This window comes from Rhodopseudomonas sp., from assembly GCF_013377015.1.
Lineage (GTDB): Bacteria > Pseudomonadota > Alphaproteobacteria > Rhizobiales > Xanthobacteraceae > JARJEH01.
Map to the genome: position 1 here is coordinate 922,724 of NZ_JACABA010000001.1, position 23,769 is coordinate 946,492.

Below are 23,769 nucleotides of genomic sequence, written 5' to 3' on the forward strand. Positions count from 1 at the left end.
AATTTTTTTCTATCACACAAGCGCGCCCGAGTCCTCCGTTTGATCAGGAGACCCCGGCCGCGGCTGCCGCGGATTCACGCCAAATATGCCGGGATCCGGCCCAAGCCACGCCCAATTCGGCGTCGATTTTACGCCGGTTGGACCGGGCGCGGGGGCGCCGCAGGAGCGATACGACATGAAGTTGATCGGGTGGGTGCTATCGGCAGGTCTGGTTGCGGCGACGACCGCCGCGACCGCGCAAGCGTTGCCGCCATATCAGATCGGGATGGCCCCCTATCGAAGCGTCTCGGATTTTCGCGGCCCCTATGCGGCGATGCCACCGGAAGCAAGGCAGCCGCGCTACCTCGCTGACGACGAGGCGCCGGGCCTGCTGCCGCTGCAGGAGGTTTACGGCGTGCTCCGCGACAACGGCTATTCGCCGCTCGGAATCCCGCGCCGGCGCGGCGCGTTCTACAGCATCGCGGCGATCAATCTCGACGGTGACGACGGCCGGCTGGTGATCGACGCCCGCGATGGCCGGATCGTCCGGTTCGTGCCGGCCTATTTGGTGGACGACGCGGCGATCGACGAGGTGACGGCGGGGTACGGTCCCCAGGTTCTGCTGCCACGGATGCCGCGGATCGGGCAAGCGCCGCGGCCACCGCGCCCGGTTCCTCACCTCGCCAGCCGGTCGCCGTCGGTGCCGCTGCCGAAGGCCCCGCCATATGCGGTCGCCGCGCCGAAGGGCGACGCGAAGACTGACGTAAAGACCGGCGCGATCCAGTCGGCCGCGCCAATCCAGCCAGCGCCGGCCGTGGCGGCACAGGCGAAAACCACCGGCACCGCCGCGGCGCCGTCCGTCGCGCCGCCGGTCGAGGCCAAACCGTCACCCCCGATTGCGCCGACCGAGGCGATGCCGCCGGTGCAGGGGCTGGAGTAGAAATCGAGCGCCCCTTCGCCGGCGTCCGACGCCACGCCTCGAATGACCGCCACAAAAAAAAACGCCCCGATTGCCCGGGGCGTTTTCAGATTCAGCGGTGATCCGTCAGTGCCGGAACGCTCAGGCGGCCTGCTTGTCGCCTTCGATCACCTGCGGCGCGGCGGCGGCCGCACTGGTAGCGATCGGAATGATGCGGGGCTTCTTGGCCTCGGGGATCTCGCGCACCAGATCGACGTGCAGCAGTCCGTTCTCGAGGCTGGCATTCTTCACCGTCACGTAGTCGGCGAGCTGGAACGCGCGCTCGAAGGCGCGCGCGGCGATGCCGCGATATAGCACCTCGCCCTTGTTGCAGCTTTCATTGGCGGACTTCTCGCCCTTGATCGTCAGGGTGTTCTCCTTGGCGACGATCGAGAGTTCATTCTGCGAAAAGCCGGAAACCGCGACGCTTACGCGGTAGTCGTTCTCGCCGGTGCGCTCGATGTTGTAGGGCGGATAGCCGGGTGCCGCGCCCTCACCGGAGGTCTGGTCCAGCAGCGAGAACAGCCGGTCGAAGCCGACGGTGGAACGATAAAACGGGGTGAGATCGAAAGTACGCATGGTGTAGTCCTCCTAAGAAGCGACTGTTGAAGTAACCCGCCCGCCATCGGGCCGGGCTGTCGTCCATGTGCAGCCTGACGGGAACATCTCTGCCCCCTTGGTGCGGCCTGCACGAAGGTGATATGGGAGAGACCTAACGGGGTTCAAGAGGGCCGAAAAATCTTCCCGCCAACGCCCTTTGCCCCTTGTTTATCAGCCCTTTAGCCCTATCGGTCCCGGTCATGACGCTCGTCTCGATTCCCGCCAATCCGGTTCCGGAAGACGCGGTCTCCGGCTTCATCAAGACCCCCGACGGCGCCGAATTGCGGTTCGCGCGCTGGCCGCCGCCGGCCGGCCGCAAGGGCACGGTCTGCGTCTTCACCGGCCGCAGCGAACAGATCGAGAAATATTTCGAGACCGTGCGCGACCTGCGCGATCGCGGTTTCGCGGTGGCGATCGTCGATTGGCGCGGCCAGGGCCATTCGTCGCGGCAGCTGCGCGATCCGCGCAAGGGCTATGTCCGCCGCTTCTCCGATTTCGAGATCGATGTCGAAACCTTCGTGCGCGAGGTGGTGCTGCCGGATTGCCCGCCGCCGCATTTCGCGCTGGCGCATTCGATGGGCGGCGCGGTGATGCTGCGGATCGCGCATTCCGGCAAGCGCTGGTTCGACCGCGTGGTGCTGTCGGCGCCGATGATCGACCTGCCCGGCCGCGCCACCTCGCTGCCGGTGCGGCTGCTGCTGCGGGCGCTGCGGCTGACCGGCCAGGGCGGCAACTACGTGCCCGGCGGCAACGACACGCTCTCCAACAGCGAGCCGTTCGCCGGCAATGTGCTGACCAGCGACCCGGTCCGCTACGCCCGCAACGCCGCGATTATCGCCGAGGACCCGACGCTGGGGATCGCCTCGCCGACCGTGGCCTGGGCCGACACCGCGTTCCAGGCGATGCACGGCTTCAAGGCCACGGACTATCCGTCGCAGATCCGGCAGCCGATCCTGATGCTGGCGGCGAGCAACGACACCGTGGTTTCCACCCCGGCGATCGAGGAGTTCGCCTATCATCTACGCGCCGGCTCGCATCTGGTGATCGCCGGGTCCAAGCATGAAATCCTGCAGGAACAGGATCGCTACCGCAGCCAATTTTGGGCGGCGTTTGACGCCTTCGTGCCGGGAACGCCGTTATTTTGATGCCGCGGCACTCCATACATCCGCCTTTGTTCCGGGCTGCAACGCGGCTCGTTGTTCGTTAGCCTCGTCCGTTCCTCTTGAAAGAATTCCCCTCAGATGAAAATCCGCAAAGCTGTCTTCCCGGTCGCCGGCCTCGGCACCCGCGTTCTCCCCGCCACCAAGGCGATGCCGAAGGAGATGCTGACTATCGTCGACCGGCCGCTGATCCAGTACGTCGTCGATGAAGCCAAGGAAGCCGGGATCGAGCATTTTATCTTCGTCACCGGCCGCAACAAGGGCATGATCGAGGACCATTTCGACCGGCAGTTCGAACTCGATATGACCCTGAAGAACCGCCACAAGACCGCGGAAATGGAGATCCTGGCGCGCGACCAGCCCGAAGCCGGTGCCATGAGTTTTACAAGGCAGCAGGCGCCGCACGGACTGGGCCACGCGGTGTGGTGCGCGCGCGACATCGTCGGCAACGAACCGTTCGCGGTGGTGCTGCCGGACGAGCTGGTGCTGAATTCCCCAGGCTGCCTGGCGCAGATGATCGCGGCGGCCGCCAAGCTCGGCGACAAGGCCAACGTCATCGCGGTCGAGGAAGTGCCGGCCGACAAGACCCACCAATACGGCATCTGCGGCGTCGGCAAGCGTGACGGCAAGATGTTCGAGATCGACGGCATGGTGGAGAAGCCGCCGCAGGGCACCGCGCCGTCGAACCTGTCGATTTCGGGTCGCTACATCTTGCAGCCGGAAATCTTCAAGATCCTGGAAACCCAGGAGCGCGGCGCCGGCAACGAGATCCAGCTCACCGACGCCATGATCGGACTGTCGAAGACGCAGAAATTCTACGGCGTCGAGTTCGAGGGCGAACGCCACGACTGCGGCTCGAAGGCCGGCTTCCTGCGCGCCAACATCGCTTTTGCAATGCAGCGCGCCGATCTGCGCGACGGCTTGCGCGCCGACATGAAGCGCTATCTGGGCGATTAGCCGCGGCGGCGGTCAGGCCACCAGCGACAGGTCGTTGCGGCTGGCCGCGACCACCGATTGATTGCGCCCATTCCTCTTCGCGGCATAGAGCGCCTTGTCGGCGGCCTCCAGCAGGGCGGCCGGTTCCAGGGCGAGCGTGGGAGTGATGCTGGCCACGCCGACGCTGATGGTGACGCCGCCATGGCCCTCCGACCATGCCTCCACTTTCAGCCTGATGGTTTCCGCCAGTGCCAGCGCCGCGGCGGCGGTCAGTCCGGGCAGCAGCGCGGCGAATTCCTCGCCGCCGTAACGCGCGACGCTTTCGCCGGCCCGATGCACCGAATCCGCGATGCAGACCGCGATCCCGACCAACATTTGGTCGCCGGCCTGATGGCCGAAGGTGTCGTTGTAGGATTTGAAATGGTCGGCATCGATCATCATCATGGCGACCGGGGTGCCCTGACGAAGCGCACGTCGCCATTCGGTGTCGAACGCGGCATCGAACTTGCGCCGGTTGGTCAGTCCGGTCAGCGCATCGGTCGTGGCCAATTCCTCGAGCCGGCGCTCGGCGCGGGCGCGGCGGGCGATTTCGCGGATGAAGACCATGGTCACCACGGCGACGAATACCGTGAGCGCCAGCAGGATTGAACCGATGCGGATCGCTTCTTTGCGCCAGACGCTGAGAATTTCCGCCCAGGGGCGTCCGACCAACACCACCAGCGGCCGGCTACCATCGCTCCAGACGTACATCCGTGGAATCCTGTCCCGGATGCCGTTCCCGCTGAACCAGCCGCGCTGTTGGCTCAGCACCTGGTGCACGGACGCGATATGGGCCATGTTCTTGCCGATAAGATCGAGATCGAACGGCGTGCGCATGATCAGGGTGCCGTCACGGGCGATTACCGCGATCACGTCGTCCTTGCCGAGCCGCAGCCGGCCGAAAAGATCGTGGAAATAGTTGAAGCGGATCGAGCCCGCTACCACGCCGAGAAACCGGCCGTCGGGACCGGTGACGCGTCGGCTCAGCACGATCGAATAGGCGCCCTGATGCAGCATTGGCCGGCTGATGAATAGACCGACATCGGGGTCGTCGCGATGGGCGCTGAAGAACTCTTCGTCGGTGCGATTGATCGGCATCGGCGTCAGCGTGGCGGCGTCGAGCGTCAGATTGCCCTCGGCGTCGAACACCTGGATGGCGCCGAAATGCTTGGCGGTGATGGCATGGTCGAACAGGATTAAATGCTGAATCGTCTTGCCGACGCTGGCAACCTCTGGCAACGCTAGGTTATTGACCACCCCCCGCAGCGTCAGGTCGTAAATTTCGACGTTGCGGCTGATGTCGGAATCGATTGTGGCAGCCAGATTTTCCATGGTCTGACGTGCCAACTCTTCCGAGCTCTTGCGGCTGTCGAGCATGATGCTGCCGCAGACCGCGGAAAAGCCGAGCACCGTCACCACGGAGGACGCCACCAGCAGTCGCGCCGACAACTGCCATCGTCGGCCTAACGCGTGTCTGAGCCAGTTGAGCGATGCCGCGGGTTCCATCCTCGTCGAGATGCGGCCAAAAACCTTGCAGACGGCTTAAATGGCGACACCGCCTTGCCAATCGGTTAACGGATTATTTCAAACCATCGAGGACGAGCCGTGAGTGACTACGATCCGCTGCGCGACTATCTGATGAAACAGACCGCCGACGAATTCGTGCTGAGTCTGGAGCAAATCGAGGACATTCTCGGCTTTGGACTGTCGCGGGCGTCAAAGCGGGCGTCGTGGTGGGAGACCGAACGCAGTCCACAGGAGAAAATGCCGCAGCGCGAGGCCTGCCTGGCCGCCGGCTACATTGCCACCCGGCTGGCCGATGGCACCGGGGTCCGGTTTCGCAAGATCAAGCCGGAACGCAGGCGAAGGCTGGTCTGACAGCATGTTCCGGGCTGCAACGCCCTCGGCTCCGGGGACCCGCATTTTCGACCATTGACAGAATGCCGCACCCCGAGGCCTGATGTGGTAAATCCTGTCGCTGCTGGCCGCGCAGGGACTGGCGCCCCAATCAAGGCGGCCCGCGCCGCGGGCGCCATGACAATCTGAAAAGTCGAGGAAACACCGATGCGTAGACTGCTCGCTGCTATCCTGTTTGCCGCCTTCGCCACGCTCCCCGCGAGCGCGCAGACCCCGATCAAGATCATGGTCGGCGGCATCGACAAGCAGATCTATCTCCCGGCGAAACTCGCTGAGCGACTCGGCTTCTTCAAGGAACAGGGACTCGACGTCGAATTGTTCAATTCGACCTCGGGCTCGCAGGCCGCGACCGCGCTATTGGCGCGCGAGGTCCAGGGGGTCGTCGGATTCTACGATCACACCATCGACCTGCAATCGAAGGGCAAGTTCATCACCGACGTGGTGCAGTTCTCGGTCGCGCCGGGTGAGGTCGTGCTGGTGAAGGCCGCCGACGCCGACAAATTGAAGGACCCGGCGAACTGGAAAGGCCAGGCGCTCGGCGTAACCGGGCTCGGCTCGGCGACCGACTTCCTGACCCGTGCGCTGGCCGCCAAGGCCGGGCTGAAGGTGCAGGATTATTCGCTGGTGCCGGTTGGCGCAGGCGACACCTTTCTGGCAGCGATGCAGCAGGGCAAGATCGTGTCCGGCATGACCACCGAGCCGACCGTGGCGCGCGCGGTGAAGAACGGCATCGCCAAGGTCGGCATCGACCTGCGCACGCCGGAGGCGACCCGCGCCGCGCTCGGCGGCGACTATCCGGCCGCGTGCCTCTACATGGACCGCGCCTGGATGGAAGCCAACAAGGACACCGCGCAGAAGGTTGTCAATGTGATGGTGAAGACGCTGAAGTGGATGAATTCGCACTCGCCGGAAGAGATCGCGGCGCAGATGCCGAAGGATTACTACGCGGGCGAACTCGATCTCTACGTCCAGGGCCTGAAGGAAGGCCGCGCGCAATATTCGCCTGACGGCATGATGCCGAAGGGCGCGCCGGAATCGGTGCTGCAAGTGCTGACCAGCTTCTCGCCCAACCTGCAGGGCAAGACGATCGATCTCAGCAAGACCTACACAACCGAATTCGTCGTCAAGGCCAACGCGACGCATTGATCTCTCTCCCCTCCCCCTTGCGGGGAGGGGTCGGGGGTGGGGGTGGCAACATCGGAAGCATCGCCTGTTGCCCCCCTCCCCAACCCTCCCCCACAAGGGGGGAGGGAGCACGCTGCCTGCTGCGACGCGCATCGACCTAATTGAGCAGAGTCTCACACCATGACCATCACCCCCTCCGCGATCGAACTGAAACAGATCGCCCGGCGCTTCGTGACGCCGACCGGCCACGTGCTGTCGGCGCTGGAGGATTTCGACCTCACCATCGCGCCCGGTGAATTCTGCGCCATTGTCGGCCCCACCGGCTGCGGCAAGTCGACGACGCTGGGTCTGGTGGCGGGGCTGGCCCGGCCGCAGGCCGGCGCCGTGACGCTGTTCGACGCGCCGGTGAACGGCGTCGACCGCCGCGTCGGCTTCGTGTTCCAGCAGGACGCGGTGTTTCCCTGGCGCAACGTGCTTGGCAATGTGATGGCCGGGCCGCTGTTTCGCGGCGTGGCCAAGGACAAGGCCGAGGCGCAGGCGCGCGACTGGATCGTCCGAGTCGGGCTGAAGGGGTTCGAGGACCACCACCCGCACCAGCTGTCCGGCGGCATGCGCAAGCGCGTGGCGCTGGCGCAGACCTTCATCAACAATCCGCAGGTGCTGCTGATGGACGAGCCGTTCTCCGCGCTCGACGTCCAGACCCGCGAATTGATGCAGGAAGAACTCTTGCAGCTGTGGGCGCAGGCGAAATCCGCGGTGCTGTTCGTCACCCACGATCTCGACGAGGCTATCCTGCTCGCCGACCGGGTCGCGGTGCTGACCACGCGGCCGGCGCGGGTGAAGTCGGTCCACACCATCGACCTGCCGCGGCCGCGCGACGTCGCCACGCTGCGCTACGACGAGCGCTTCATCGCCATCGCCCGCAAGATCAACGACGATCTGCGCGAGGAAGTGCTGCGCGCAAGGGCGGGGCATTGATGATGAGTAACTTCGCCCATCCAGATTCGATGCGGACAAGGCAGCACTGACATGACCGAGATCAGCATTCCGCCCGAGACCGCGGTCGCCGATGCGAGGCTTGAAACGCTAGTCGAACGGCTGCGCCGGCGCGCCCGGCTGGTGCTGGCGCTGCGGCTTGCGGTGCTGGTGTTCCTGGTCGGCGGCTGGGAATTGGGGGTGCGCACCGGCCTGATCGATCCGTTCTTCTTCGGCCAACCCAGCGGCATCGTGGTCAAGCTGATCGACTGGTTTTCGAACGGCACCTCGATCGGGCCGCTGTGGAAGCAGATCTGGGTGACGATCTACGAGGCCGGCGCCGGCTTCCTGATCGGCGCGGTGGCGGGCATCCTGTGCGGCATCACGCTGGGGCGCAATCAGCTGTTGAGCGACGTGTTCTCGATCTACATCAAGGTGGCGAACTCGATCCCCCGCGTCGTGCTGGGCTCGATCTTCATCGTCGCACTCGGCCTCGGCGCCGCCTCGAAAATCGCGCTAGCCGTCGTCATGGTATTCTTCGTGGTGTTCGCCAATGCGTTCCAGGGCGTCCGCGAGGCCGACAAGAACCTGATCGCCAATGCGCGTATTCTCGGCGCTAGTAACTGGCAGATGACCCGCGCGGTGGTGATCCCCTCGGCGCTGTCGTGGATTCTCGCCAGCCTGCACGTCTCCTTCGGCTTCGCGCTGGTCGGCGCCATTGTCGGCGAATTTCTCGGCGCCCGCGAAGGCATGGGGCTGTTGATCGCTACCGCGCAGGGCTCGTTCGACAGCAACGGCGTGTTCGCAGCGATGATCGTAATCGCGGTGGTGGCGCTGGTCGCCGAATGGATCCTGACCATGATCGAAGACCGGCTGCTGACCTGGCGGCCGGAAACCACCGTCAACGAATAGTCAGTTCTGCAGGCGGACGCCGAGCATGACGACAGTGGCGTTGTTGCTCGCCCCAACGGCGTTGGAGTCGAGCCAGTCGCGGCGCACTTGCGCCTTGATCTGGAAATTACGGTTCAGCTTGTAGACCAGGTCGCCTGAGATCGAACGAAAGTGATCGAGCCGGTCGGAGCCCTGATAGTCCAGCGTGCCCCAGGTGAATTTGCCGACCGCGGTCAGCCAGCGGCGAAAATCATGATCGACCTCGGCGGTATAGCTGCGCGACAACACGCCCGAGACTCCGGCCAGCGTCGATTCATCGACCGAAGAGGTGGAGATGAATTTCACCGTCGTCAGCGGTGTCACCGTCCAGATCAGCGACGCGCTGGTCAACAGACCTGTGAGCTTTACCAGCCGCGGATCGCTGTAGGTCCTTGTCGCGTAGCCGATCGAGGCTTCGCCGGTCAGCAGCCGGGTCAGTTCGAAGCTGGTGCCCACCGTGGCATAGCCGCCGCTGGAGTCGCGCTGATAGCCGTTGCGATCGACCGCGGCGTCGTGAACCCTTGTATCGCCCTCGACCTCGAGGAACGGCTTCAGCCACGGCAGCACCTCGTAGCTGACGCGGCCGACGCCGCCGTACTGGTTGAAGTCGCGGTCGGCGTTGCTGGCGCTGCTGCCGTCGGTGAGCCGCGAGTTCTGGTACACGGTGCGATCGACATTGCCGACCACGGTGACCTGCAGCCGGTTGAAGTTCTGATCGATGCCGAACGAGCCGCCGGTGGTGGTGAAGATCGGATATTTGGCCAGGCCGGCCTGGATGTTCGGACTGCCGGGATTGTCGGTCGACAGCCGCAGCCGACCTTCGCCCATCAGGCGGGTGTCGCGCGTCACGTCGAGCCGGCCATCGATGTGGCCGTCGAAATCCGGCCGGTTCAGGTCTTCCGGCGCCGAGGCTACCACGCCGGGCGGATTGGCAAAGCTTTTCGTGTAGCCGGTGTACGAGCCACGCAGATCGGCCACCAGCGCATGGCGCTCCCAATCCGACGTCACCATCAATTCCGGCGCGACCTTGTAGAACGGCGAGGCGCGCGCCACCGAGACGCGCGCCGGGTTGCTGTCATAGCCGCCGTTGAGTTCGACCGCGGATTTGACCAGGAAACCGCCGGCATAGTCGCCGACCGCGCCGAACGGATCGTCGTCGAGCTTGAGCCGGCGGCGCTGCGGCTGGCCGATCGCGGTGCCGGCCAGCCCGGCGGGCACCGGCGTCTTGCTGGCGGTGGATGACGGCGGCAGCGGCCGGGTAGGCGGCGACACCACCGTAGCGGTGCCTGGCATCGGCGGCTTCGGCTTCGGCGCGCCGGGGTAATATTTTGCCTTCTGGCGTTTCCGATTCAGCGAATCGTAGCCCATGCCCGAGGCGCCGGAAGCCGCCTCGATGCCATAGGTCGGGGTTTTGCCGATCCGCGATGGCGCCATCGCATCGACATCCATCGTCGTCTCATCGCGGGGATCGGTGGATGGCTCCGCGGTCTTGCGCAGCGGCAACTCTTGCGGGGAGACGAATCCGCCACGCACCGGGCGGAACAGGTCGCTGGTCAGTCTTTGCGCCGCGGCCGGCGTCCGATCGACCGCGACCAGCGCCAGACATGCCAGCAGCGCGCGCAAGATCCCTGCACGCGGGTGGCGGCCCAAAGCTGGAGCCGAGGTCACGATTGAAATACTCCAACAAAATCATAATCTTGCAAGCGATGGCTGAGCCGCGACGCAGGGCCCCGGGAACCATCGTTAATGGAGTTAAAACAATTATGGTTAATGACCGGTTGAGACCCGGCGGGGCGCGTCGCATCGCAGGTCGGGCCGTGCTAGGAAGAGCCTCGCGCCAACCACGGCTCCTTCTCCATCCGGACCCAGCATGGCCATCTCGAAAACCCGAACCACGAAATCCACGATGTCCGATCATGCCGCCGCCGCGATCGAGTCGGCCCTGCGCACGCTCGAGGCCGAGGCCAGCGGCGTGACCGCGCTGTCGGCCGCGCTGCAATCCGATCTCGGCCCGGCATTCGGCGCCGCGATCGACCTGATCCACAATGCCAAGGGCCGGCTGATCATCACCGGGCTCGGCAAGTCCGGCCACATCGGCCGCAAAATCGCGGCGACCTTCGCCTCAACCGGCACGCCGGCGTTCTTCGTCCACGCCTCGGAGGCGAGCCACGGCGACCTCGGCATGATCACCGCCGATGACATCATCCTGGCGCTGTCGTGGTCCGGCGAGCAGCCGGAAATGAAGAACCTGATCACCTACGCCAAGCGGTTCCGGATCGCGGTGATCGCGATGACCGCCGACGGCACCTCGACGCTGGCGAAGGCCGCCGACATCGCGCTGTCGCTGCCGAAGGCGCGCGAGGCCTGCCCGCACAATCTGGCGCCGACCACGTCGTCGCTGATGCTGCTGGCGCTGGGCGACGCGCTGGCGATCGCGCTGCTGGAAAGCCGCGGCTTCACCTCGGTGGATTTCAGCGTGCTGCATCCCGGCGGCAAGCTCGGCGCGATGCTGAAATACGCCCGCGACCTGATGCATGCCGGTGACGCGGTGCCGCTGAAGCCGCTCGGCACGCGGATGTCGGATGCGCTGGTGGAGATGTCCTCGAAGGGATTCGGCTGCGTCGGCATCGTCGATTCCCGCGGCCATGTTGTCGGCATCGTTACCGACGGCGATTTGCGCCGCCACATGCGCCCCGACCTGATGACCGCATTGGTCGACGACGTCATGACCAAGAAGCCGAAAACCATCAGCCCGAACCTGCTCGCCAGCGAGGCGCTGGAAATCCTCAACTCCTCGAAGATCACCGCGCTGCTGGTCACCGACGGCAACAAGCCGGTCGGCATCGTGCATCTGCACGATCTGCTGCGTGCGGGCGTGGCGTAGCTAGGTCCTTCGCCTCTCCCCGCTTGCGAGGAGAAGTCTGCGCGGCGTCCCAAATGCGCCTTCATTCCGGGGCGCGAGGCCGCAGGCCGAGCGAACCCGGGATGACCCGAGCGAGAGCGATGCGGATCGTATGTCTCACACCCCCGCCACCGTGAGACTCGCGCCGTCGGCCTGCACGATCTTGACCCGGCTGCCGGCCGGGGCATCGGGACCCGAGACGCGCCAGATCGTGTCGTCGATCCGGACCGTGCCGGCGCCGTCGATGATCGGCTTCTCCAGCGTGAACTCGCGCCCGACCAGAGCGTCGGCGCGCTTGTTGAGAAACGGATTGCTCTGGCTGGCGCCGGCGTTCTGTCGCGCCATCCGCCGCCACAGCGGCACCGCGGCGGCGGCGGACAGCGCGAACATCAGGATTTGGATCTGCCAGGACGGATGAATGACGAACGACAGCAGCCCGACCAGCAATGCTGCGAGCCCAAGCCAGAACATGAAGACGCCTGGCGCCAGCAATTCCAGCCCCATCAGGATGAAGCCGAAAATCAACCAGTTCCAGCTGCCGAGCGCGGCGAACATGTCGGCCATGATAAGGATCTCCCCAGTGCGATCACATTGATATTGATATGGCGGTGAGTCGGCCGCAACGGAAGCGAGCCCCCTCTCCCATGGGGAGAGGGTTGGGGTGAGGGGGTACGACCTCTCGATAGGTTGTAACCCCTCACCCGTCCGGCTTCGCCGGTCGACCTCTCCCTATGGGAGAGGTGAGCCAAACGCGAGCGCAGCGTTTGCGCGCGATTAAGAGCGCGGTGGCGCCGCAGGCCCGGCATTCGGCACCGAGCCGCGGCGCGCCGCGGCCTGCGCCGAGGCGGCGCTTTCGCCGAAGGTGGCCTTGGCGATTTCGCCGATGCCGGCCAGCGAGCCCAGCACGGTCATCGCCTCGATCGGCAGCATGATGATCTTCTGGTTCGGCGAGTCGGCGATCTGGCCGAACGCCTTGATGTATTTGTCGGCGATGAAGTAGTTCAGCGCCGCGACATCGCCCTTGGCGATCGCCTCCGACACCATCTGGGTGGCGCGGGCTTCGGCCTCGGCGCTGCGCTCGCGCGCCTCGGCGTCGCGGAACGCCGCCTCGCGGCGGCCTTCGGCCTGCAGGATCTGGCCCTGCTTGGCGCCTTCGGCACGGAGAATTTCCGATTGTCGCTGGCCTTCGGCCTGCAGGATGTCGGCGCGCTTGACCCGTTCGGCCTTCATCTGCCGGCCCATCGCCTCGACCAGATCGGCCGGCGGCACGATGTCCTTGATCTCGATGCGGTTGACCTTGAGGCCCCATGGCGACACCGCGGCATCGACCACCCGCAGCAGCCGTTCGTTGATCTCGTCGCGATGCGACAGCACCTGGTCGAGGTCCATCGCGCCCATCACCGAGCGGATGTTCGTCATCGTCAGCACGATGATCGCCTGATCGAGATTGGAGACCTCGTAGCTCGCCTTGGCGGCGTCGAACACCTGATAGAACGCGACGCCGTCCACCGTGACGGTGGCGTTGTCCTTGGTGATCACTTCCTGCTCGGGAATGTTGATCACCTGCTCCATCATGTTGACCTTGCGGCCGACGCGATCGAAATACGGAATGATGAGGTTGAGGCCGGGCGACAGCGTGCGAATGAACTTGCCGAACCGCTCGATGGTCCAGTCGTAGCCCTGCGGCACGGTCTTGACGCCGGCGAACAGCGTGAGAATGACGAGGATGACGAAGGCGATGGAAAAGATATCGAAGCCGGACAACGAATACATGGAATTCTCCTCGCGGCGGCAAACTCCGCATCAGGCCGCCCCGACAGCCATGGTGATGTGATCGCCAGACCGGCGCAACTATCGTTAGGTCGCAGTAACGGGATATAAGGTTCGGGTCATCAGAAGATGACGTGGCGCCGCGCCGGCGATCCCCGGCCGAGCGTCCTTCCGGGGCGCGAAAGCGCAGCTTGCTGCGATCCCGGAAGGACGTGAGGTCGCCAAGGCAAATGGCGCGTCAGAGCCAGCCCTGCAATTCGCGCAGCACCAGTTGGCGGATCACCTCGATGCCGCCGTCGCTGTCGTTCAGGCACGGCACCGCGGAAAACTCCTCGCCGCCGTTTTCCAGAAAAATCTCGGCATTTTCCTGCGCGATCTCTTCCAGCGTTTCCAGGCAATCGGCCGCAAAACCCGGCATCACCACCGCGAGTTTGCGCACGCCGTCCTTGGCCAGCTTGGCGATGGTCTTGTCGGTATAGGGCTGCAGCCACTGGTCGAAGCCGAACCGCGACTGGAACGTCAGCATCAGCTTCTTGTCGTCGAGGCCCATCCGCGCCCGCAGCGCGTCGACAGTGGCGATGCATTGCGACTGGTAGGGGTCGCCCTTTTCGATATAGGCCTGCGGCATGCCGTGAAACGACGCCACGATGATCTCCGGCTCGAACGGCAGCGTCGCCAGATGCGACTTGATCGAGGCGGCCAGCGCCTCGATGTAGTCCGGATCGCGGTAGTAGGGCGGCGTCACCCGCAGGGTCGGCTGCGCCCGCATCTCGCCGAGCACGCGGAACACCTGATCGCACACCGTGGCCGAGGTCGCCGCGGAATATTGCGGATAAAGCGGCACCACCAGCAGCCGGCCGCAGCCCTGCGCCGTCAGCGCCTCGATTCGGGATTTGATCGAGGGATTGCCATAGCGCATCGCCCAATCGACCACGATGTGGTCACGACCGGCCATCGCCGCGCCGAGCTTTTCCGATTGCGCGCGGGTGATGGTCTTCAGCGGCGATTCGTTCTTCTCGGTATTCCAGATCTTCTGGTAGTCTTTGGCCTTACGCGCCGGACGCGTGTTCAGAATGATACCGTTCAGCGCCAGCTTCCAGAACAGTCCTTGATTCTCGATCACCCGCGGATCGGACAGGAACTCGCGCAAGTAGACCCGCACGCCCTTAGTATCGGCGCTGTCCGGGGTTCCAAGATTGACCAGCAGCACGCCAACGCGCTCCGGCGCCGGATCGACGGCGGCCACGGGGCTGATCATTGGAACAATGACTGTCATGATGCTTTTGGCTTCGCGCGTTGTCCTATTATTGTCAAGATAAGGCCGGTTCGGCGCTGCCGCGAATTGTCGCGCGGTGAAGCAATGACTTTCATCATCCACCGAAGATTTCCCCCCGCTCCGCCGCGACCCGCGTGACTGCCTGATGCGCAGGCGGACTGATCAAAGACAGGTCACGCGCTCGGCGGCGATGTACCCCAGTAACAATCCGAGGCCGAACAGCAGCAGCAGCCCGGCGGCGCCGAATTCGAGCCCGCGCATCACCAGCGCGCCGCCGCCCTCGCGGCCAGCCGCCAGCCGCCGCGCCAGACCCTTGGCGGACACCGCGATCACCGCGATGGTCGCCACCGTGATCGCGGTGCCGAGCCCCATCACGAAGGTAGCGGCGATCCCGGCCCAGAACAGGCCCTGCGCCAGCGCGAACACCAGCACCAGAATGGCGCCGGAACACGGCCGGATTCCGACCGCGAATACCGCGCCTAGGCCACGTCGCCAGCCGCCGGGGCCAGCCAGTTGCTGCGGTTCCGGGCCGTGCGAATGGCCGCAATGCTCGTCATGCGGACCGTCATGAGCGTGATGATGGTGATGCTCGTGATGCTGGTGACCGTGATCATGGGCCGCGGCGAGCGCTAGTCCAGGCGCAGGCCGCCTCGATTGCTGCAGCGCACGCATGAAGCCGCCGCCCTTGGTCCAGACCAGCCGGGCACCGAACGCTGCGATCAGCGCGTAGCTGCCGATCTCGATCGCCCGCTCGGCGCCACACATCGTCTTGGCGGTGGCGTTGAGCAGCCAGGCGCTGATCGCGACGATCAGGACCGCGACCAGCGCCTGCAGCAACGCCGAAGCGAACGACAGCACGATGCCGCGCCGCGCGGTCTCCTCATTGGCGACCAGATAGGACGAGATTACCGCCTTGCCGTGGCCAGGACCGGCGGCGTGGAAGATGCCGTAGGCGAACGAGATCAGAAGCAGGGTCCAGACCGCGCTGCCGTCGGTCTTGGCGGCACGAATCGTGGCCGACATCTGCCGATAGAATTCGGATTGTTTGTCCAGCAGCCAGCCGATCAGGCCGGAGGCCGGCGGCGCGGCCGGCGGACGCAGTCCGCCGAACGGATTCTGCGCCAGCACCGAACTGATGGTGCCGTCGATCAGCACCACCGCGCCAACCGCCGCGGCGGCGATCAGCAGGCAACCGGAGACGGTGAACCAAGCGGGCTTGGTCACGGGCAATCCACCGTGATCTTGTTGGCGAACATCGCCCCATAGTTGGAATTGTCGCCGCTGGCGAAGTTCTGTTCGTTCAGGCGCTGCGTTTGCGCCGTACCGTCGTTCGGCCGCTCGAACTTCATCTGGCAGCCGGCCGGCGCGCCGACCAGCGTGATCGGATCCTTGTCGACGAAGGTGAAGTCGATGAAATAGGTCGGATCGAACACCTCGACCGCCAGTTCCCTGCTCTTCACCGGGGTCTTCAGCGGCAGGGTGAAGTGCAGCACAAGGGCTGCGTCCTTGTATTCGAGGTAGTAATCGATCGGCTCCAGGAATTTCGACTTCTTGCCGTCGGCCTTGGCGAAGGTGAAGTAGCCGAACTCCTTCAGCGACTCGACATTGGTCTGCGCCAGCGGCGCGAGCTCCTCGCGGCTATAGACGCCCTTCTGCTTGGTCTCGAGCCCCTGCAGCGCGTAGGTCGAGAACATGTCGTCGAAGGTCCAGGCGTGACGGACGCCGGTGACCGTGCCGTCCGGCGCATAGACCAGCGCGCTGGTCGCGGTGATCCAGACATGCGGATGCGCGGAGGCCGCACCAGCGCCGAGGGCGAGAAAGCCGCCGACCAAAAGCACCTTCGTCATTGCGAGGAGCGAAGCGACGAAGCAATCCAGTCCGTGCTTGCGACCTGGATTACTTCGCTTCGCTCGCAATGACGAACTTGGATGCAGTGCAGAATCGTCCGCCATCTTACGCCGCCTCCGGCGTATCGAGCAGGCCGCGGCGGCGCAACAGCGCGTCGGGCTCCGGCGGGCGGCCGCGGAACGCGATATAGGCGGCTTCCGGATCCATCGATCCGCCCGAGGCGTAGATGTCGTCGAGCAGACGCTTCGCCACCTTGGGATCGAAGATATTGCCGGCCTCCTCGAACGCGCCGAACGCGTCGGCGTCCATCACCTCGCTCCACATGTAGCTGTAATAGCCAGACGCATAATGATCGCCCGAGAAGATGTGGCCGAATTGGGTGGGCCGGTGCCGCAGCGAGATTTCCTCCGGCATGCCGATCTTGTCGAGCTCCTTGCGCTCGAACTCCCGGACATTGCCGATCGCCGCCGCCGGCTGGGTGTGGAATTCGAGATCGATCAGCGCCGAGGAGACGAATTCCACCGTGGCGAAGCCCTGGTTGAACTTGCGCGCCGCGATGAAGCGCTTGAGCAGGTCGTCCGGCAGCGGCTCGCCGGTCTGATAGTGGGTCGCGAACTGCCGCAGCACCTGCGGCTGTTCCTGCCAGTGCTCGTAGAGCTGCGACGGCAGTTCGACGAAGTCGGTGAACACGGATGTGCCCGACAGCGACGGATAGGTTACGTCCGACATCATGCCGTGCAACCCGTGGCCGAATTCGTGAAACAGCGTGCGGGCGTCGTCCGGCGACAGCAGCGAGGGCTCGCCGTTCGACCCCTTGGCGAAATTGCAGACATTGATGATCAACGGATGGATCGCGCCGTCGAGCTTCTGCTGGTCGCGCAATGAGGTCATCCAGGCGCCGGAGCGCTTCGACGGCCGGGCGTAGTAGTCGCCGTAGAACAGCCCCTTGTGGGCGCCGGCGGCGTCCTTGACCTCCCAAACCCGGACGTCTGGATGCCAGACCGGGATATCCTTGCGCTCGGCAAAGGTGACGCCGAACAGCCGCGTGGCGGTGTCGAAGGCGGCGGCGATCATGTTGTCGAGCGCCAGATAGGGCTTGATCGCAGCGTCGTCGAAATTGGCGCGGCGCTGTCGCAGCTTTTCGGCGTAGTAGCGCCAGTCCCAGGACGCCAGCTTGAAATTGCCGCCCTCCTCGGCGACCAGCGCCTGCAGCGCATCGCGATCGGCCAGCGCGCGAGCGCGGGCCGGCTTCCACACCCGCTCCAGCAGGCCGCGCACCGCCTCCGGGGTCTTGGCCATCGAATCCTCCAGCCGGTAGGCGGCGAAGGTGGGGAAGCCGAGCAGTTTCGCGGTCTCTTCGCGGAGCGCCAGGATTTCCAGAATGCCGGCGTTGTTGTCGTTGGCGTTGCCATTGTCGCCGCGCGCGGTGAACGCCTTGTAGGCCTTCTCGCGCAGATCGCGGCGGGCGGAGCTTTTCAGGAACGGCTCGACCGACGAGCGCGACAGCGTCACCACCGCCTTGCCGGGCAGACCGCGCTCCTCGGCGGCGGCGCGGGCCGCGGCGACGAAGCTGTCGGACAGGCCGTCGAGATCGCCGTCGCCGATTTCCATGAACCAGTCCTGCTCGTCGCCGAGCAGATGATGACTGAACGAGGTGCCGAGCTGCGCCAGCCGCTCGTTGATCGCCGCCATCCGCGCTTTGGCGCCGTCGTCGAGCCCGGCGCCGGAGCGATGGAAGCGGGTGTAGGTCCGCTCCAACAGGCGTAGTTGCTCAGAGGTCAGAGCCAGCTGCGACCGGGTGCCGTACAGCAGCGCGATCCGGCCGAACAGCACCGCGTTCATCATGATCGGATTCCAGTGCCGCGCCATCCGCTGCGACACTTCCTTGTCGATCTCCAGCAGCGCCGGGTTGGAATCCGCCGACACCAGATCGTAGAACACCGCCGCGACCCGGTTCAGCAGCTTGCCGGAGCGCTCCAGCGCCGTGATGGTGTTGGCGAAATCCGGCGTCGCCGGATCGCTGGCGATCGCCGCGATCTCGGCAGAATGATCGGCGAACGCCTGCTCGAACGCCGGCAGGAAGTGCTCGGGCGCGATCTCGGCGAATGGCGGGGTCTCGAACGGCGTGGTCCAGGCTTTCAGCAGCGGATTGTCGGGGCTTTGCGGGGTGGCGATCGGTCCGGCGCTATCTGGCATCAACGAATCCTGTGTTCCGCGAAAATCGAGGCGGCTACCTATAACACCTGGTTGGGCTTTTTTGGGTCCAATGACGCTTGCGGAAGCGGGCTTTTTCGGAGAGATTGCGCCCGCAACAGGACCCTTGAACGATGAGCAAGCCCCCGACCGTGACTGCGCCGCGCCAGATCCTCTGGTCGACTGTTGTCACCGTGATCTCGGCCGCGATCCTGATCGGCGCCGAAGTGTTCGGCGCGGCATTCGCGGGCGGCTGGGCGCTGGCGATCCTGTTCGGCCTCGACGACACTGCCGCCCACATCCTGCAGGCGGTGCTGTTCGTGCTCGGCGTCGTCGTCATGGTGGCGTTCATCCGCAACGCGCAGCGCATCGAGCCGTTCACCAAGCGCGCGTAAGCGACGCGGTTTCGCGATCGTGGCGAGACTGTGTGTCGCCGCGGTGAAATCTTCATCTCGCGTTAGCTAATCTAAACAGGCGTTCATGTTCGAGCGCTGCAGCGTGGCTGATCAGCAACGTTGCGCGCGCGCGAACGAGAAATTTCCCGTTAAGCCAAAAAAAATCTTGCGAAGCCGGACTAAAGCACCTATTTCCGGTCTTGCCCAATTTCGCACGTGCCTGTGGTCGTGTGTCAGTCGGTAGGTATCCGGACAAGAGGCCGGACAGCCGCCAAGGGACGAAGAAGCCGAGGGTCGTTAGATCGCAAGATCGAGCGGCCAGCATCTCTCTCCAGGGATGCCGTTGAAGGCGACTTCGATCCTTGCAACCGTGACTGGCAGCCGGAGGCGAACCGGCGCACCTCGTTCTCAACGGGGGACGCGACTTAAAGCAACGACGGATCGGGCTTTTTTGGTCTCTGCCGGCTTTCCATCAGCCGGCGCGAATACCGAAGAGGCTTGTCCTTCATTGCCAGGTGTGCGGGCGGGATCACTCCCAACCAATCCACGGCAGCACAATCGTTCTGAGCTTTTCGCCGCATCGCGCCTCCATCGCGTGACGTGGCCGAAGGGCGCTGATCCGACATCATTTTTGGACGGTACCCGTCGCTGGGCCGTTTGGGAGAGTGCTATGACCGAACGTATTCAGGAATTCCTCCGCGCCCGCCGCAATGAAGGACAGGACGTCGAGCCGTGCCTGGTCGTCGACCTCGAGGTCGTGCGCGACAACTTCCAGACCTTCGCCAAGGCGTTGCCGGACAGCCGCGTGTTCTACGCGGTGAAGGCCAACCCGGCGCCGGAAGTACTGTCGCTGCTGGCCTCGATGGGCTCGTGCTTCGACTGCGCCTCGGTGCAGGAGATCGAGATGGCGCTGACCGCCGGTGCAACTCCGGAGCGGATCTCGTTCGGCAACACCATCAAGAAAGAACGCGACATCGGCCGCGCCTTCGCGCTCGGGATTCGGCTGTTCTCGGTGGACTGCACCGCGGAAGTCGAGAAGATCGCCCGCGTGGCGCCCGGCTCGAAAGTGTTCTGCCGCATCCTGTACGACTGCGCCGGCGCCGAGTGGCCGCTGTCGCGGAAGTTCGGCTGCGACCCGGAGATGGCGGTCGAGGTGCTCGACCTCGCCAAGCGTCTTGGCCTGGAACCCTATGGCATCTCGTTCCATGTCGGCTCGCAGCAGCGCAAGGTGAAGGCGTGGGATCGTGCGCTGGCGATGGCGTCGTCGGTGTTCCGCGACTGCGCGGAGCGCGGCATCAACCTGTCGATGGTCAACATGGGCGGCGGTTTCCCGACCAAGTACCTGAAGGAAGTGCCGGCGGTGGTGCAGTACGGCCGTTCGATCTTCCGCGCGCTGCGCAAGCATTTCGGCAACGCGATCCCGGAGACCATCATCGAGCCGGGCCGCGGCATGGTCGGCAATGCCGGCATCATCGAGACCGAAGTCGTTCTGATCTCCAAGAAGAGCGACGAGGACGATGTGCGCTGGGTCTATCTCGACATCGGCAAGTTCGGCGGTCTGGCCGAGACGATGGACGAGTCGATCCGCTACGCGATCCGCTCCCGTCACGACGGCGCGGAAATGACGCCCTGCGTGCTCGCCGGCCCGACCTGCGATTCGGCCGACGTGATGTACGAGAAGCTGCCGTATCCGCTTCCGGTGACGCTCGAGATCGGCGACAAGCTGCTGATCGAAGGTACCGGCGCCTATACGTCGACCTATTCGGCGGTGGCCTTCAACGGCTTCCCGCCGCTGCGGACCTATCACATCTGAAGTTGGCGGATATCGCCTGAACTCGCGGGAGCCGGTGCGCCGGCTCCCATCCCGTCACATGACAATTTGCTGACAACATGCCGCGGCGTTGCCGCTGGTGTGGGGACTGACGTGCCATGACTGCTTTGCGAAAGACCACCATTGCCCTCTCCACCGATGCCGCTCCGTTCGCGATCCGTGCGGAACGAGCCTCGGACGTCGTCGCGCGCGAAGCGCTGCTGGATGCCTGCTTTGGCGCGAACCGCCATACGCGCACCTGCCAGCGCCTGCGCGACGGACGCGCGCCCGCCGAAGGCCTTGCCCTCTCGGTCGTGCGCCAGGGCCGGCTGGTCGGAACTGTGCGGTTGTGGCACGTCAGCGCTGGGGGCGTCCCGGCGCTGGTACTGGGGCCGCTGGCGGTCGATCCGGAATGCCGCGCGCTCGGCGTCGGCGCCGCGCTGATGAACCATGCCATCGCCGCGGCGAAGGCGCGCGGCCATGGCGCGGTGATCCTGCTCGGCGACGCGCCGTATTACGCCCGTTTCGGCTTTTCGGCAGCGAAGACGGCCGAGCTGGCGCTGCCGGGTCCGTTCGAGCGCGACCGGCTGCTCGGGCTCGAACTGCGGCCGGGCGCGCTCGACGGCGCCGCCGGCCTGATCGCGGCGACCGGAGCGATGGCAGCGATCGGCAAGGCTCCTCGCGCGGCGCGGCGGCTGCTGCCGCGCGCGGCCTGATCGGGCGAGGCAGCAAATCCCATGAAAACGCTCGATCTCCCAGCAAGCGAAGCTGTCGTTGGTGCTCGGCGCCGCAGGTTCAGACTGCCGTCGCTCTCGACCGTGCTGCTGATCATCCTGGCGATCAACATCGTGGTCGACGTGATGATGCGGCGGCACGCCACCCGGCTTCCGGTCTCGGACCGCGGCCACGCCGTACGCGTGGCCGGAACCGACCCGAGCTGACGGACGCCGCAGCGAAACTCTCGCCAGATCGATTCTCCAGCTTGATTTGACCGTCAAGACGCGGCATTGCGGGCTCTGTTTTTCAATTGAGGTTCCGCAATGTCCCGCCGCCTGATTTCCACCGGATCGCCGTTCGAAAAGACTGCCGGCTACAGCCGCGCCGTGGTCGACGGCGATTTCGTCTTCGTCTCCGGCACCACTGGCTACGATTACACCACCATGACGCTGCCCGAGGATGTCACGGCGCAGACACGCAACTGCTTCAAGACCATCGCGTCGGTGCTGAAGGAAGCCGGCTTCGACCTCGCCGACCTGGTGCGCGCGACCTATTACATCACCGACCCCAAGGACGCCGACGCGGTGTTCGCGGTCTGCGGCGAACACCTCGCCGAGATCCGCCCCGCCGCGACGATCGTCGCGGTCGCCGGTCTCTACAAGCCGGAAATGAAGATCGAGGTCGAAGTCACCGCGAAGCGCCGCTCGGCCTGATCTCGCCGCCAATTCATTCACCACCGCGCGGATGGCGACCTTTTGCCGCCGTTGACCTGGAGACTTGCTGATGTCCACGCCCGCCCCAAAGATCCACGCCAAGATCACAGGCCCGATTGTGATGATCGGCTTCGGCTCGATCGGCAAAGGCACGCTGCCCTTGATTGAGCGGCATTTCGACTATGACAAGCAGCGCTTCGTCATCATCGACCCGCATGAGGACGGCGAACTGGCAAAGAAGCACAATGTCCGCTTCATCAAGTCGGCCGTGACCAGGGACAATTATCGCGAGTTGCTGATTCCGCTGCTGACCGCTGGCGGCGGCCAGGGCTTTTGCGTCAACCTCTCGGTCGACACCTCCTCGGTCGACATCATGACGATGTGCCAGGAGATCGGCGCGCTCTATATCGACACCGTGGTCGAGCCTTGGCTCGGCTTCTATTTCGACAAGACCATCGGCCCGGAGAAGCGCTCCAACTACGCGCTGCGCGAGACTTTGCTCGCGGCAAAGCACAAGGCAGCGCACTCGACCACCGCGGTCTCCACCTGCGGCGCCAATCCCGGGATGGTATCGTGGTTCGTCAAGCAGGCACTGTTGGACATCGCCCGCGACACCGGCGTCACCATCAACGAGCCGAAGAGCCGCGACGGCTGGGGTCGGCTCGCGCACAAGCTCGGGGTCAAGGGCATCCACATCGCCGAGCGCGACACCCAGCGCTCGAAGAAGCCGAAGCCGATGGACGTGTTCGTCAACACCTGGTCGGTCGAGGGCTTCGTCTCCGAGGGCCTGCAGCCCGCCGAACTCGGCTGGGGCACCCACGAGACCTGGATGCCGGACAACGGCCGCACCCACACCGAAGGTTGTGGCGCGGCGATCTACCTGCTGCAGCCCGGCGCCAACACCCGCGTGCGCTCGTGGTGCCCGACGCCGGGCGCGCAATATGGCTTCCTGGTCACCCACAACGAGTCGATCTCGATCGCCGACTACTTCACCGTCCGCGAGGACCAGAAGGTGGTGTACCGCCCGACCTGCCACTACGCCTATCATCCGGCCAACGACGCGGTCCTGTCGCTGCACGAGATGTTCGGGGCCACCGGCAAGATGCAGTCGTCCTGGCACATCCTGGACGAGAACGAGATCGAGGACGGCATCGACGAGCTCGGCGTGCTGCTTTATGGCCACGCCAAGAACGCCTATTGGTACGGCTCGCAGCTCTCGATCGAGGAAACCCGCGAAGTCTGCCCGTATCAGAACGCCACCGGCATGCAGGTGTCGTCGGCCGTGCTGGCCGGCATGGTCTGGGCACTGGAAAATCCGCACGCCGGCATTGTCGAAGCCGACGAGATGGATTTCCGCCGCTGCCTGGAAATCCAGACGCCCTATCTGGGCCCGGTCAAGGGCTACTACACCGACTGGACCCCGCTGAGCGACCGCCCCGGCCTGTTCCCCGAAGACATCGACACCTCGGATCCGTGGCAGTTCCGCAACGTGCTGGTGCGCTGAGGCCGCCGGCGAGGCACTGAAG

Annotated in this window: 23 protein-coding genes; 14 read left to right on the forward strand and 9 right to left on the reverse strand. The window is 65.0% G+C overall.

The genetic code is table 11. From position 1 onward, the window contains the following. Window positions 1-175: 175 nt before the first annotated feature. Complete coding sequence (locus HXX15_RS04490) at window positions 176-919, forward strand: hypothetical protein (protein WP_296513068.1); 744 nt, start codon at window positions 176-178, stop codon at window positions 917-919. A 120-nt stretch (window positions 920-1,039) separates the two neighbouring features. Here HXX15_RS04490 and HXX15_RS04495 read toward each other — a convergent pair whose 3' ends face one another. Then, window positions 1,040-1,516 (reverse strand): Hsp20 family protein, encoded by a 477-nt coding sequence (locus tag HXX15_RS04495; RefSeq protein WP_296513069.1) that lies wholly within the window; start codon window positions 1,514-1,516, stop codon window positions 1,040-1,042. 221 nt (window positions 1,517-1,737) lie between these two features. On the opposite strand from HXX15_RS04495, the gene HXX15_RS04500 reads away from it, so the two are divergent. Together HXX15_RS04500 and galU are read left to right on the forward strand one after the other, a co-directional pair. Then, the gene (locus tag HXX15_RS04500; RefSeq protein WP_296513072.1) at window positions 1,738-2,682 is read left to right on the forward strand and encodes an alpha/beta hydrolase; all 945 of its coding nucleotides are present in this window, start codon (window positions 1,738-1,740) and stop codon (window positions 2,680-2,682) included. A 96-nt stretch (window positions 2,683-2,778) separates the two neighbouring features. After that, window positions 2,779-3,654 (forward strand): UTP--glucose-1-phosphate uridylyltransferase GalU, encoded by an 876-nt coding sequence (gene galU, locus HXX15_RS04505; protein ID WP_296513074.1) that lies wholly within the window; start codon window positions 2,779-2,781, stop codon window positions 3,652-3,654. Between the two features lie 12 nt (window positions 3,655-3,666). On the opposite strand, the gene HXX15_RS04510 is transcribed toward galU, so the two are convergent. Then, on the reverse strand, window positions 3,667-5,178 hold the full coding sequence (locus HXX15_RS04510; RefSeq protein ID WP_296513076.1) for a sensor domain-containing diguanylate cyclase: 1,512 nt from the start codon (window positions 5,176-5,178) through the stop codon (window positions 3,667-3,669). 99 nt (window positions 5,179-5,277) lie between these two features. Between HXX15_RS04510 and HXX15_RS04515 the strand changes: the two genes are divergently transcribed. The 4 genes from HXX15_RS04515 to HXX15_RS04530 all read left to right on the forward strand — a co-directional run bounded on the left by HXX15_RS04515 (window position 5,278) and on the right by HXX15_RS04530 (window position 8,601). Continuing rightward, window positions 5,278-5,550, forward strand: coding sequence for a hypothetical protein (locus tag HXX15_RS04515; RefSeq protein WP_296513078.1), 273 nt, complete (start codon window positions 5,278-5,280; stop codon window positions 5,548-5,550). A gap of 186 nt (window positions 5,551-5,736) precedes the next feature. After that, on the forward strand, window positions 5,737-6,735 hold the full coding sequence (locus HXX15_RS04520) for an ABC transporter substrate-binding protein (RefSeq protein WP_296513080.1): 999 nt from the start codon (window positions 5,737-5,739) through the stop codon (window positions 6,733-6,735). A 159-nt stretch (window positions 6,736-6,894) separates the two neighbouring features. After that, a complete protein-coding gene (locus HXX15_RS04525; RefSeq protein ID WP_296513082.1) occupies window positions 6,895-7,692 on the forward strand; it encodes an ABC transporter ATP-binding protein in 798 nt (265 codons plus the stop codon). Between the two features lie 51 nt (window positions 7,693-7,743). Then, window positions 7,744-8,601, forward strand: coding sequence for an ABC transporter permease (locus HXX15_RS04530; RefSeq protein WP_296513084.1), 858 nt, complete (start codon window positions 7,744-7,746; stop codon window positions 8,599-8,601). On the opposite strand, the gene HXX15_RS04535 is transcribed toward HXX15_RS04530, so the two are convergent. Continuing rightward, a complete protein-coding gene (locus HXX15_RS04535; RefSeq protein ID WP_296513086.1) occupies window positions 8,602-10,287 on the reverse strand; it encodes an outer membrane beta-barrel protein in 1,686 nt (561 codons plus the stop codon). It abuts the gene before it with no gap. 202 nt (window positions 10,288-10,489) lie between these two features. Here HXX15_RS04535 and HXX15_RS04540 point away from each other — a divergent pair, with 202 nt between their 5' ends. Then, window positions 10,490-11,503, forward strand: a complete 1,014-nt coding sequence (locus tag HXX15_RS04540; RefSeq protein ID WP_296513088.1) for a KpsF/GutQ family sugar-phosphate isomerase — start codon at window positions 10,490-10,492, stop codon at window positions 11,501-11,503. A 135-nt stretch (window positions 11,504-11,638) separates the two neighbouring features. Here the strand turns inward: HXX15_RS04540 and HXX15_RS04545 are convergent, their stop codons facing one another. From HXX15_RS04545 to HXX15_RS04570, 6 genes are all read right to left on the reverse strand, one after another. Beyond that, entirely contained in the window at window positions 11,639-12,085 is a 447-nt protein-coding gene (locus tag HXX15_RS04545; protein ID WP_296513090.1) for an NfeD family protein, read from the reverse strand. 210 nt (window positions 12,086-12,295) lie between these two features. After that, window positions 12,296-13,285, reverse strand: a complete 990-nt coding sequence (locus tag HXX15_RS04550) for an SPFH domain-containing protein (protein WP_296514826.1) — start codon at window positions 13,283-13,285, stop codon at window positions 12,296-12,298. A gap of 244 nt (window positions 13,286-13,529) precedes the next feature. Continuing rightward, on the reverse strand, window positions 13,530-14,567 hold the full coding sequence (hemH, locus tag HXX15_RS04555; protein ID WP_296513092.1) for a ferrochelatase: 1,038 nt from the start codon (window positions 14,565-14,567) through the stop codon (window positions 13,530-13,532). Window positions 14,568-14,729: 162 nt separating this feature from the next. Then, window positions 14,730-15,755 (reverse strand): nickel/cobalt transporter, encoded by a 1,026-nt coding sequence (locus HXX15_RS04560; protein WP_296514828.1) that lies wholly within the window; start codon window positions 15,753-15,755, stop codon window positions 14,730-14,732. Window positions 15,756-15,787: 32 nt separating this feature from the next. Beyond that, window positions 15,788-16,414, reverse strand: a complete 627-nt coding sequence (locus tag HXX15_RS04565) for a DUF1007 family protein (RefSeq protein WP_296513094.1) — start codon at window positions 16,412-16,414, stop codon at window positions 15,788-15,790. A gap of 106 nt (window positions 16,415-16,520) precedes the next feature. Then, window positions 16,521-18,611 (reverse strand): M3 family metallopeptidase, encoded by a 2,091-nt coding sequence (locus HXX15_RS04570; RefSeq protein ID WP_296513096.1) that lies wholly within the window; start codon window positions 18,609-18,611, stop codon window positions 16,521-16,523. Window positions 18,612-18,742: 131 nt separating this feature from the next. On the opposite strand from HXX15_RS04570, the gene HXX15_RS04575 reads away from it, so the two are divergent. The 6 genes from HXX15_RS04575 (at window position 18,743) to HXX15_RS04600 (ending at window position 23,747) form a co-directional block, all read left to right on the forward strand. Further along, entirely contained in the window at window positions 18,743-19,003 is a 261-nt protein-coding gene (locus HXX15_RS04575) for a hypothetical protein (protein ID WP_296513099.1), read from the forward strand. Between the two features lie 670 nt (window positions 19,004-19,673). Next, window positions 19,674-20,816, forward strand: a complete 1,143-nt coding sequence (locus tag HXX15_RS04580) for a type III PLP-dependent enzyme (RefSeq protein ID WP_296513100.1) — start codon at window positions 19,674-19,676, stop codon at window positions 20,814-20,816. Between the two features lie 116 nt (window positions 20,817-20,932). Beyond that, the gene (locus HXX15_RS04585; RefSeq protein ID WP_296513102.1) at window positions 20,933-21,529 is read left to right on the forward strand and encodes an N-acetyltransferase; all 597 of its coding nucleotides are present in this window, start codon (window positions 20,933-20,935) and stop codon (window positions 21,527-21,529) included. 21 nt (window positions 21,530-21,550) lie between these two features. Then, window positions 21,551-21,754, forward strand: a complete 204-nt coding sequence (locus HXX15_RS04590; protein WP_296513104.1) for a hypothetical protein — start codon at window positions 21,551-21,553, stop codon at window positions 21,752-21,754. Window positions 21,755-21,853: 99 nt separating this feature from the next. Next, window positions 21,854-22,243, forward strand: a complete 390-nt coding sequence (locus HXX15_RS04595) for a RidA family protein (protein WP_296513106.1) — start codon at window positions 21,854-21,856, stop codon at window positions 22,241-22,243. A 70-nt stretch (window positions 22,244-22,313) separates the two neighbouring features. Next, window positions 22,314-23,747, forward strand: coding sequence for a homospermidine synthase (locus tag HXX15_RS04600; RefSeq protein ID WP_296513107.1), 1,434 nt, complete (start codon window positions 22,314-22,316; stop codon window positions 23,745-23,747). Window positions 23,748-23,769: the final 22 nt, after the last annotated feature.